This is a genomic window from Mesorhizobium sp. M7A.F.Ca.CA.002.04.1.1, assembly GCF_004022805.1.
Taxonomy (GTDB): Bacteria; Pseudomonadota; Alphaproteobacteria; order Rhizobiales; family Rhizobiaceae; genus Mesorhizobium; species Mesorhizobium ciceri.
This window is the reverse complement of record NZ_RZPL01000115.1, coordinates 1-10,552: the sequence shown is the minus strand read 5'-3', so window position 1 is coordinate 10,552 and position 10,552 is coordinate 1. Positions and strand designations below refer to the sequence as shown.

General features: G+C 57.0%; 10 protein-coding genes, 1 tRNA gene and 1 pseudogene. 7 read left to right on the top strand and 5 right to left on the bottom strand.

Going from position 1 to position 10,552, the window contains the following annotated elements:
* The 4 genes from ENZ75_RS08760 to ENZ75_RS08745 form a co-directional block, all read right to left on the bottom strand.
* A partial coding sequence (locus ENZ75_RS08760) for a sigma factor (RefSeq protein WP_281061228.1) occupies positions 1-208 on the bottom strand: 208 nt, incomplete at its 3' end.
* A gap of 45 nt (positions 209-253) precedes the next feature.
* Positions 254-685 carry an acid-shock protein gene (locus ENZ75_RS08755; protein ID WP_128278028.1) on the bottom strand — a complete coding sequence of 144 codons (432 nt, stop codon included), beginning with the start codon at positions 683-685 and terminating at the stop codon, positions 254-256.
* Between the two features lie 151 nt (positions 686-836).
* Positions 837-1,025 (bottom strand): DUF2158 domain-containing protein, encoded by a 189-nt coding sequence (locus ENZ75_RS08750; protein ID WP_013527958.1) that lies wholly within the window; start codon positions 1,023-1,025, stop codon positions 837-839.
* A 446-nt stretch (positions 1,026-1,471) separates the two neighbouring features.
* Positions 1,472-2,350, bottom strand: coding sequence for a LysR substrate-binding domain-containing protein (locus ENZ75_RS08745; RefSeq protein ID WP_275955642.1), 879 nt, complete (start codon positions 2,348-2,350; stop codon positions 1,472-1,474).
* A gap of 155 nt (positions 2,351-2,505) precedes the next feature.
* Between ENZ75_RS08745 and ENZ75_RS08735 the strand changes: the two genes are divergently transcribed.
* The 6 genes from ENZ75_RS08735 (at position 2,506) to ENZ75_RS08710 (ending at position 9,606) form a co-directional block, all read left to right on the top strand.
* The gene (locus tag ENZ75_RS08735) at positions 2,506-4,599 is read left to right on the top strand and encodes an FAD-dependent oxidoreductase (protein ID WP_245441299.1); all 2,094 of its coding nucleotides are present in this window, start codon (positions 2,506-2,508) and stop codon (positions 4,597-4,599) included.
* 11 nt (positions 4,600-4,610) lie between these two features.
* Complete coding sequence (locus ENZ75_RS08730) at positions 4,611-5,600, top strand: ABC transporter substrate-binding protein (protein WP_164746276.1); 990 nt, start codon at positions 4,611-4,613, stop codon at positions 5,598-5,600.
* An 85-nt stretch (positions 5,601-5,685) separates the two neighbouring features.
* Complete coding sequence (locus ENZ75_RS08725) at positions 5,686-6,573, top strand: proline/glycine betaine ABC transporter permease (RefSeq protein WP_063170454.1); 888 nt, start codon at positions 5,686-5,688, stop codon at positions 6,571-6,573.
* The gene (locus ENZ75_RS08720; protein WP_063169963.1) at positions 6,566-7,708 is read left to right on the top strand and encodes a glycine betaine/L-proline ABC transporter ATP-binding protein; all 1,143 of its coding nucleotides are present in this window, start codon (positions 6,566-6,568) and stop codon (positions 7,706-7,708) included. The genes ENZ75_RS08725 and ENZ75_RS08720 overlap by 8 nt, the downstream gene beginning before the upstream one ends.
* A gap of 3 nt (positions 7,709-7,711) precedes the next feature.
* On the top strand, positions 7,712-8,596 hold the full coding sequence (locus tag ENZ75_RS08715; protein ID WP_348627661.1) for an alpha/beta hydrolase: 885 nt from the start codon (positions 7,712-7,714) through the stop codon (positions 8,594-8,596).
* 29 nt (positions 8,597-8,625) lie between these two features.
* Positions 8,626-9,606: a GlxA family transcriptional regulator gene (locus ENZ75_RS08710; protein WP_063169965.1), complete on the top strand. Its 981-nt coding sequence runs from the start codon at positions 8,626-8,628 to the stop codon at positions 9,604-9,606.
* A 49-nt stretch (positions 9,607-9,655) separates the two neighbouring features.
* Here the strand turns inward: ENZ75_RS08710 and ENZ75_RS08705 are convergent.
* Positions 9,656-9,731, bottom strand: a tRNA-Thr gene (locus tag ENZ75_RS08705).
* A gap of 330 nt (positions 9,732-10,061) precedes the next feature.
* Here ENZ75_RS08705 and ENZ75_RS08700 point away from each other — a divergent pair.
* Positions 10,062-10,552, top strand: a pseudogene (locus ENZ75_RS08700) (hypothetical protein); the annotation flags it as partial.

Genomic DNA, 10,552 nt, shown 5'->3' with positions numbered 1-10,552 from the left:
GCGCATTGCCGCGCCGCCAGCTCGCGGCATGGCGCCAGATCCGCACGAAGGTTTCCTGCGCGACATCCTCGGCCTCCGCCGCATCGCCGAGCATGCGCACGGCAAGCGCCAGGATACGCGGCAGCTTGCGCGCGACGAGCGTTTGCACGGCTGCCGGCTCGCCGGCGCCGACACGGCGAACCAGCTCCTCGTCCGGATCCGCAGCCATCAGTCGGCGCACTCCCGATGTTCATCGCGCGTCATTGCCTCTTGGTCATTGCTCTTGCTTGGGAGCGGTTTTGTGGCCCGGCAGTTCGTCGGCTGTCAGAATGCCATCGGCATTCTTGTCCAGCCGGGCGAAGCGCTTGGCGAAAAACGCATCGAGTTCGGCGCGATCGATGAAGCCGTCATGGTTGGAATCGATCCGCGCGAAGGATCTGGCGGCGTCGCTCTTGACGTTGCGCTTCGCCTGAAAGGCCTCCCATTCCAGCAGGCTGATCTTGCCGTCGCCATCCGTGTCGGCCGCCATGATCGCCTTTTCGCGCCGCTTCTGGAATTTGGCCAGCGTGATGTCGGACCTGCTCCCCGACGCGCCTGGCGCGGCAAGTGGCGCGGCGGTCTGCGGTGCAGGCGGGGTCGTTGCCTGGGCAAGAGCCGCAACGGTCTGCAAACTCAAGGCAACGACTAATATCGAACGGCTGATCATGTTGTGCGTCTCCAGCTTGGCGCGACGCAGACGGCTTGTGCCGTCATCGCGCTTCAACCGTTAAACGCCGCGACCCGGAAAATCCGTCGGTCGCGCGTGCTGATCCGTTCGTGCTCGGGTGCGCATCCCGTCGATCGGGATGGAAGGAGCTCTAGTCCGACTGGTCGGCCGCAATCAGTTGTTCGGGCTTGAACCCGGCATGCTGCGGGGTCCACACCTCGCCCTCGCGATTGAACCAGTGGCACAGATACATGCCCGAGGCTGCGCCATCGCTGACCGTCATCCTGGGGCCTCCGGATTTCAGCTTGACCACGTCTCCGGTCTTGAAATTGTTGGGCATTTTTTGACCTCCCATGCTGAGGCCATGAGTTTCACACCAAACCGGGGTCTCGACAATGGCAGATCTGCCAGGCCGGCGCCGCAATCCTTTGCACCAGATGCGAAGGGGTAGACGACGAAAAGGAGGGGGGATGGTGCGCTTGCGGGCAGCCAATTGCCGGCTCAAGCCATTAGAATCAAAATCGTTTTCGATGCCAAGCGGGTCGCAACGAGTTCCCTAGAGATCGTCCCGTAACGTCCTTGCCCGCGCCTTGAGTCGGCATGGGATCGGCCATCCCAGTGAGGGCGCGTCGTCCATGAACTCAACTGGAAAGCTGGCCAGTTACGAATCAGTATAAATCCGCGATGTACAAGAACACTACTGTGTGCGGCCTTCAGCGGGTAACGGCGCTGTTACACACGAAAAAATCCTTGCATGGTTTCCATAAGCGCCCGACGGCGACGGGACTAGATGCGCATTTTGTCGCGTATCCAGTTCCTAAAGATCTTGCTGGCACGATTTGGAGCATTCGCTGGAGCTTCAACAATGTAGTAGCCATTGCCGGTCGTGAAGGCGAGGTCAAAAGGGCGTACGAGACTCCCATTTGACAGCTTCTCCTCAACAAGGCGTGTCCATCCCAACGCCAACCCTTGCCCTTCGAGGGTGGCCCGCAGCAGATTGTCGTAATTTTGAAACCAGATTCCTTGCTGAGGGCGTAAAGAAGTTAGCTTCGCGAATTCAAGCCACTTGTCCCAATTCTCCCATTCGTGAGCCCGCCCATCTAGATGCAGCAGCGTCACGTTTTGAAACTTGCGGAAGTTTTCGGCGCCGACAGAATTTACATATCCTGGGCTGCAAATCGGAAAAAACTCCTCACTAAACACTTTCTCGGACTTCAATTTATTCCAGTCACCGCGACCATATCTAATCGAAATGTCTATCCCGAATTTGCTCATATCCAAGCATTCATCGGTTTCAACCAGTTTTATATTGATCCCGGGATTGCGAATTCGAAAATCAGCCAACCTCGGCATCAGCCAGCAACTTCCAAATGCAACGGTTGTACTAACTGTTACATTTGCCGGAATGTCAGCGACTTTCTCGTTAAACTCCCTTGAGATCAGCCATAAGCTTTCTGAAACTGTATTGTGAAATTGGCGCCCATATTCTGTAAGTGCCACGCCTCGTTGCCCCCGCTCGAACAATTTGGCGCCAAGCCTGGATTCCAGGAGCCTGACCTGCATGCTTACCGCTTCCCTGGTGACATTCAACTCATGAGCCGCAGCGGTAAAATTCATGTGGCTTCCCGCCGCTTCGAACGCGACCAGACTGTGTAGTGGCGGCAATCTCAAAGGCGGACGAGACGTCAATCTGATTTACCTCAGGCGTGATCGATCTTACGCTGACTATCCGAAAAGCACCCCGTAATCATAGTCCCAGCCATAATACGCTGAGGAAGCCAAGAGTGCCATCTCACGATAGCCATCGACAAAAGGACCCGTTGCTCGATTCATTCCAGCTCAGGTCTCTGCAACTTCGAAACAGGATTATGAGCACCGCTCATGCGCCGGCTTATGTAGAGAACGGTTGGCCTACGGAGCGCTACCGGCTCTATCATGAGGAGAAGGCCAAGGGAGGGCTTGCTCTAACGGTGGTGGGGGGATCGACCAACGTTTCGTCGGACAGCCCGTCCGCGTTTGGGCAACTTTATGCCGGCGATGACAGCATCCTGCCTTGGTTTGAACTGCTTACCGGGGGCGTTCATTCCCATGGCGCCGCGATTATGTGTCAGCTGACACATATGGGGAGGCGTACATCCAGCGACGTAGGGGAATGGCTGCCAGTAATAGGACCATCTAACACGCGAGAACGGGCGCACCGAGCCTATCCAAAGAGTATGGAAAGGGCTGATATAGTACGCGTCACCAAGGACTTTGCGGCCGCGGCGGCACGATGCAAAAAGGGCGGTTTTGACGGAATCGAAATCCTGTCGCACTCGCACTTGCTGGGACAATTCCTATCCCCTCTGATCAATTTCAGACAGGACGATTATGGCGGCTCCCTGGAGAACCGGCTTCGACTCACCTTCGACGTCCTGAACGGCGTCCGCGATGCTGTGGGTGACGAGTTCATCATAGGACTGAGGATCACCGGTAACGATTTCCTCAAAGGTGGGCTCAGCCGCGAGGACTGCATCGAGATCGCCCAGCGGCTTGAGCAGTGCGGCCTGGTCGACTTCCTCAACGTGCTTGCGGGAGCGCCATACGACGATCTGGGCTTGGCTCAATGGATGCCTCCTATGGGCACTCCCGCAGCCCGTTTCCTTGGAGTTGCCAAAGACATACGTGAGGCCGTTTCACTACCTATATTCTATGCAGGAGGCATTGCCGATATCGCAACTGCTCGCCATGCCCTGCGCGACGGCATTGTCGATATGGTGGGAATGACCAGGGCTCACATCGCCGATCCCTACCTGGTCTCAAAGCTGCAAACCGGGCAGGAAGATCGTATCCGCACCTGCGTCGGAATGAACTACTGCGCAGACCGGGTTAATCAAGGCAAAGACGCTTTATGCGGCCAGAATGCCGCGACCGGTCGCGAGCGTTTCTTCCCGCATCGCTTTCGCCGCCATGAAATAGCGGGTTTGCGCGCTGTCGTTGTTGGTGGAGGCCCAGGAGGACTGGAGGCGTCCCGTGTTCTCGCCGAGCGGGGTTACAGGGTGACCCTGTTCGAAGCGTCCAACCAGCTGGGTGGACAGATTAACATGGCGGCCGGAGGTTCCACCAGGCGCCAGATGCGCGGGATCATCGATTGGCTGGTCAATGAACTCGAGCATCTCGGCGTTGATGTTCGCTACAACATGCTGGCGGAAGCCGAGGACATCCTGCGTGAGAAACCTGTGTTGGTGGTGATCGCGACAGGCGCACTGCCGCGCTCGCTGAACATTGGCGGCGCGCATCTTGCCCGGCCGATTTGGGACGTGTTCACCGGACAGCCTCCTGTTGGAGAGGTCATCATTTTCGACGATCGAGGCGACCATCACTCGCTGGTGGCGGCGGAGGTAGCAACCCAATCCGGTGCTTGCGTCACTCTCTTAACGCCGGATCGCACACCTCTTCATAATCTCGGGCCGACGAACTACGGCGTCGGCATGCGCAACCTGTATCAGCGCGGGGTGAACTTCCTCACCGACCGTGAGATCGTTGCCTTGAGCCCTGACGGCAACCGTTTGACCGTCACCGTGCGAAACGTCCTCACCGACCTGGAAGAAAAATTCCAGGCCGATCATGTCTTCTATGAAGTCGGGACGGAAGAAAACGCTGAATTGTACTTCGATCTTCAAAGTCATTCAGTCAACAACGGCCAAATAGAAGTAGCATCTCTATTGGACGGCAAAGCCGAGTACCGAACGGTGAACCCGGCCGGTGATTTCGTGTTGTTCCGGATTGGTGACGCGGTCTCTTCGAGGAACATCCATGCTGCGCTCTTTGATGCGTTGCGTGTCTGTTCCGTCATCACGGTCGCCGGACAGACCGGCTCCGATCAAGCGCGCTACTCAGTAACACATAGGCAAATGAAAGGGGAAACGACGTGAAAAATCTCCCACTGGCGGCGGCATGCCTGACAATTCTTGTACTGGAGTCACTCCCTGCGAATGCTGCATCAAGCTGCGGTGAGCTGACAATCTCCAGCATGAATTGGCAGAGCGCTGAAGTGCTGGCAAGCCTGGACAAGTTCATTCTTAAAGCTGGGTTCGGATGTGATGCGGAAATTCTCGAAGGGGACACCGTGCCGACGGTCACCTCCATGATCGAAAAGGGAAAGCCCGATGTTGCTCCCGAGATCTGGGTCGATCTGCTGCCAGATGTTGTCGCTACCGGCATCAAGCTAGGCAAGCTTGTTGAAACTGGCGCGGCCCTCAAAGATGGTGGCGTCAACGGGTGGTGGATTCCAAAGTATGTGTCCGAAGCACATCCGGATATCAAAACCATTGCGGATGCGCTCAAACATCCGGAGCTCTTTCCAGCACCTGAAGATTCATCGAAAGGGGCGGTCTTCAATGGGCCTCAGGGCTGGGGCGCGACGGTTGTTACAACGCAGCTCTTCAAAGCCTACGGCGCTGAAAAAGCCGGCTTCACCTTGATCGACACCGGATCGGCAGCCGGCTTGGATGGATCGATAGCAAAGTCATATGAGCGCCACCAAGGCTGGCTCGGATTCTATTGGGCTCCGACGTCGATTCTGGGAAAGTATGAAATGGTGAAGCTCGACTTCGGGGTTCCTTACAATCAGGCTGAATGGAAGCGTTGCAATACAGTGGCGGATTGTGCCGATCCAAAGCCAAACGTTTGGCCGCAAGATCGAGTAAAGACGATCGTCACGAAAGGCTTTTCGGATCGTACTGATCCCGCAGTGATGGAGTACCTGCAAACCCGGTCGTGGTCCAACGATACGGTGAACGGTCTCTTGACCTGGATGACCGACAACCAGGCCACTGGTGACGATGCGGCAAGGTATTTCCTCAAGACACGCGAGGATATCTGGGCCAAGTGGGTCCCGGTCGGCGTCGCCGGAAAAATCAAAGCGGCACTTTAATCAACGTGTCGCGGTGGTGGCCTTTAGAGCGGCCATCATTGCGACCGCCATTGCCCTCACTGGGCTGACCGACCGAGAATTCCTCATGGATTGGCTGACAAATTTTCCCCATCTCAATGACGAGGCCTTGCGGCTTGTCAAAAAGGGGCTGGATGACGCTTTTCGAACCTTCACCCGAACATACGGCGATTCAATTGAGGGCGTTTTCGCGCCGTTGCAGTACCTTCTGATCAAGTGCGAGCACTTTCTAACCGACACGCCCTGGCCGCTGATCATTTCGCTGGCGGCTGGGCTGGCATGGCTTGCATCCCGAAACTTGACAACCGTGGCTGGAACCGTCGTCACCCTCGTTGCAATCGGGTTCCTGAGCATGTGGGACGATACGATGAAGACGGTGTCCATGATCCTTGTCTCGACGATCATAGCCATCGTGCTCGGTGCGCCGGTTGGAATTGCGATGTCGAGATCGGAGCGCATCCAGAGGGTCATCAATCCGGTACTCGATGTCATGCAAACCATGCCAAGCTTCGTTTATCTGATCCCGGTGGTGATGCTGCTGGGAATCGGCAAGGTTCCTGGTGTGATAGCCGTCGTAATCTATGCGATCCCTCCCATGATCAGGCTGACAAATCTGGGCATCCGCCTCGTGGACAAGGATGTATTAGAGGCGGCCGATGCCTTCGGTTCGTCCAATTGGCAAAAGCTGCGAGACGTCCAGATTCCCCTGGCGCTGCCGACCATCATGGCTGGCGTCAATCAGACCATCATGATGGCACTAGCCATGGTCGTCATTGCCTCGATGATCGGGGTGCAGGGTTTGGGTCAACCGGTCCTCAAAGCGATCAACAATCAGTATTTCACGCTGGGTTTGTTCAATGGACTAGCCATTGTTGGTATCGCCATCATTTTTGACCGTATCAGCCAAGCTTATGGCAAGCGGCTGCAGCGACACCTGGAGTTGATGCATGCCTGATCGTGAAGAAAAACAAGTCGGAATCGTTATCTCACATCTGTTCAAGATCTTCGGAGCCAATGCCAACAACCACCTGAATGCATTGGCGAGAGGGATGACGAAAGATGAGTTGAACGAACGCCACGGGCTTGTCCTTGGACTGAACGACGTTAGCATCAATATGGCTGCTGGTCAGGTCCACGTCATAATGGGCCTTTCGGGATCCGGGAAATCCACCTTGATACGGCACATCAACCGGCTGGTTGAGCCGACGGCTGGCCAGATCATCGTTGGCGGCCAGGACGTTCTCAAATTGGATGAGCATGCTTTGCGGGCCTTTCGTCGCAACACCACGGCGATGGTGTTTCAAAAATTTGCTTTGCTTCCGCATCGCAACGTTCTGGAGAACACCCTGTACGGCCTGGAGATCCAAGGCGGCGATCGCTATAGGCATCGTGAAAAGGCGATGCGCTGGATTTCACGCGTTGGGTTGAACGGATTTGAAGACCGGTATCCGAACCAGCTTTCGGGCGGCATGCAGCAACGTGTCGGGTTGGCTCGGGCTTTGGCAAGCGACTCGCCAATCCTGCTGATGGACGAGGCGTTTTCTGCCCTCGATCCCCTCATTCGGTCAGACATGCAGGAGATGCTGCGGAATATTCAGCAGGAGGTGAAAAAAACGATCGTGTTCATCACGCACGATCTTGATGAGGCGTTGAGACTGGGAGACCAGATTGCCATCCTTCGCAACGGCGAGGTGGTTCAACAAGGTTCGAGCCAGGACATCGTTCTTCGGCCGGCAGATGACTACGTGGCCTCGTTTGTAAAGGACGTCAACAGAGGACGTATAATACGAGTTGACGCGATTATGACGCCGTCAAATCCGGCGAGCGCTTTGCCGAAATCTCTTCTCTCAGCTGACACCACCCTGAATGCGGCTGCAAAGCTGATGTGCCAGCATGGCGGGCACGAGAGCGTCGTCGTCGACGGACACGGCAAACCGTTGGGTCGAGTGACAAAGGACCAGATCATGGCGGCCATGATTGGATACGGCGGACTGTGGGGTAGCGAAAACGGTGGGGGCACCATTTCATTTCGACCGGTGTTGTACTCTGCCAATCAGCCGGCGAATCCAGGGAACCGCGCAGAACGATAGGCTATGTCGCTCGGGATCGTTCCGCCTTGGCACGATTTCCGCAATCATCATCATAGAGGTTATCAAGAGGCACCGATGCTGAAGCTAGATCAGTCGTTTCGTTTTGAAGGCCAGGACGTTGCGTGGGGCCGGATCGGGGAGGGCGCTCCCTTGGTGATGCTTCATGGAACGCCGTTTTCGTCACAAGTATGGCGCCGCATAGCGCCTCTCATAGCTTCACGCCGGACGGTCTATTTCTTCGATCTCCTCGGATATGGTCAATCCGCAAAGGCGGATGGTCAGGATGTGTCGCTAGGCGTGCAGAACAAACTTTTTGCCTCACTGTTGAAGGAGTGGGGCGTGAAGGAGCCTGACGTCCTTTGTCATGATTTTGGCGGCTCGACTGCACTTCGCACCCACTATCTTAACGATGTGCGGTATCGTAGCCTGTTGTTGGTCGACCCTGTGGCGGTCGCCCCTTGGGGCTCCGCCTTGGTGCAGCATGCGCGAAAGCATGAAGCCGCGTTTGCCGGCGCCCCCGATTACATTCACGAATCGATCTTGCGAGCGTACCTGCAAGGCGCGGCGTTCCAGACCCTTCGCAGCGAAGCTCTGGACCTCTATATGCAGCCTTGGCTTGGGCCCGTAGGCAAGCCGGCCTTCTATCGACAGATCGCCCAAATGGATCAAAAATTCACCGACGAAGTCGAAAAGCTTTATAGGCCGATGAATTTTCCCGTTCGAATTCTATGGGGTCGTGAAGACGAGTGGATCCCAATCGCGCAAGGACAGAAATTGTCCGAGAAGCTCACCAACGGGGTGATGACGGCCGTGCCTCAAGCAGGTCATCTCGTCCAGGAAGATGCGCCTGAAATGATCGTCGCGGCACTTTTCGATACGCTGCAGTAGTTCTCCGACCTAACCGGTGATGACGAGAGATGGCCAGAAAGTTTGCGTTTCTGCTGACGCGCCATTTTACGCTTTCGCCGTTTGCGCTTTTCGTCGACACGCTGCGGCTTGCGGGCGACGAGGATGATCGGAGTCGAAGAGTAGAGTTCGACTGGCAAGTGGTTGGCGAGCGTGGTTTGCCTATCCGCGCAAGTTGCGGCATCGAAGTGATGCCGACGAGAGAACTCCAGCACCCGGAGGAATACGACGATATCGTTGTCGTTGGCGGGCTTCTGAACACGGGCGATACTCTTGGAAGCCAGAAGGAAGCCTTCCTGCTAAAGGCCGCATCGCGCGGAGTTCGATTGACGGCGCTCTGCACAGCCAGTTTCGTACTCGCTCGATATGGATTGCTGGACGGCTACAACGTGTCCGTGAGCTGGCTCCACGTCAAAGATTTCCGTACCATGTTCCCGCAAGTCTTGGCACATGCGGATAGCCTGTTCTCCGTCGACAGAAGCCGCGCAACCTGCGCTGGCGGTGTCGGAGCGGCCGACCTGGCTGGTCATTTTGTGGCAGAGTCCATTGGTAAGAAAGCTAGCGAGAAAGCTGCCAAGATCCTTATTCTTGATCGGGTCAGGACGACCCGCGACGTCCAGCCCGTGGGAGATCTTTTCCCAAACGCCGAAAGTAGACAACTGAGGCGTGCCCTCCTTCTCATGGAGAGCAACGTCCAAGAAACGTTGGCTGTCAGCGACATTGCAAGATCGCTCAGCGTTTCGAGACGACAGCTTGAACGGTTGTTTTTTGCTGAAATCGGTAGGAGCCCACTGTCGGCATATCTCGCGATACGCGTGCACTACGCAAAGACGCTCCTCGAGGTTAGCGACCTAAACATGGGCGAGATTGGATTCCGCTGTGGCTTCAGCAATGCGGGACACTTCAGCCGCGCCTTCAAGCGCCAAACTGGCCTTACTCCCACCGACTTCAAGCAGTCCCGAGGCACGTCAGCCGTCCCATCTAGGTCGTGAGATGTTGGGGTTGCGGCCCCAAACGAATGGACGGCTGTGAACAAGTAAATGGTGCCGCTTGCGTGACTCGAACACGCGACCCCCGCATTACGAATGCGGTGCTCTACCAACTGAGCTAAAGCGGCCCGGGAAGCCAACGCCTCCAAGATGCGGCGGTGATAGACGCAACCGGGCGCGAATTCAAGATGCGACTTGGCAATTCCTGCGGCGGCGTCATGGCACCCTCGAAAGCCGGCCGCCGCCTTGTCCGCCAATCAATCGCCAAGGGATGCGGCGCACGGTACGTGCGCTCTCCGCGCGTGAAAATCGGTGAAACATGCTGATTTTGTTGCCGGAACAGCGCCGGAATGGACTTTGCATACCTCTGCGAGGCAGAATGCGCCGCTCGCCCGTTGATTGATTGGTCGCCTGCGGCTAACGATCACGGCAAGGTAGGCAAAGACAGAGGGACCCGCTTGGACGCGATCGAAAAAGCGATCCGGAACGCCTTGGAGAAAGGCAATGCCGAGGACCGCGCGTTCCGCGAGAGGGTCTATCGCTCGGCTTTTGCCGCGCTTGATCGCGCGCTCCAGGCCAATCCCGGTGTGACCGTTGAGGTCGCCATCAAGCGCCGCAAGGCAATCCAGGCGAAAATCACCGAAATCGAATCCGAGTTCCTGCCGGCGGTGCCGGATGTCGGCCCGCAGGGCGATGCACCGGCGGTCGAACTCGGAGCGGACTCGGCGCCCGCGGTCGAAACCGGCCGACAGGCATCGTCCCCCGATGTCGTCGTCGACGGCCCCGTGCAATCCGCTGCCGATGCGCCGCGCTCGCGCGTCCTGCCCGTCGTTCCCGACATCATGCCGGACGCCACGCTTCCCGATGCTCCGGCCATCGACATGTCGGTTCCGGCCTCGGCCGGCGCGACCACGGAAGTGGCGCCCGACCGCGATGAACGACGCATAAG

Coding starts and splice junctions, on each gene's coding strand:
- ENZ75_RS08710 (WP_063169965.1), top strand. CDS start 8,626: ATGGCCAGAAAGTTTGCGTTTCTGCTGACGCGCCATTTTACGCTTTCG.
- ENZ75_RS08715 (WP_348627661.1), top strand. CDS start 7,712: ATGTCGCTCGGGATCGTTCCGCCTTGGCACGATTTCCGCAATCATCAT.
- ENZ75_RS08750 (WP_013527958.1), bottom strand. CDS start 1,025: ATGCCCAACAATTTCAAGACCGGAGACGTGGTCAAGCTGAAATCCGGA.
- ENZ75_RS08725 (WP_063170454.1), top strand. CDS start 5,686: ATGGATTGGCTGACAAATTTTCCCCATCTCAATGACGAGGCCTTGCGG.
- ENZ75_RS08720 (WP_063169963.1), top strand. CDS start 6,566: ATGCCTGATCGTGAAGAAAAACAAGTCGGAATCGTTATCTCACATCTG.
- ENZ75_RS08755 (WP_128278028.1), bottom strand. CDS start 685: ATGATCAGCCGTTCGATATTAGTCGTTGCCTTGAGTTTGCAGACCGTT.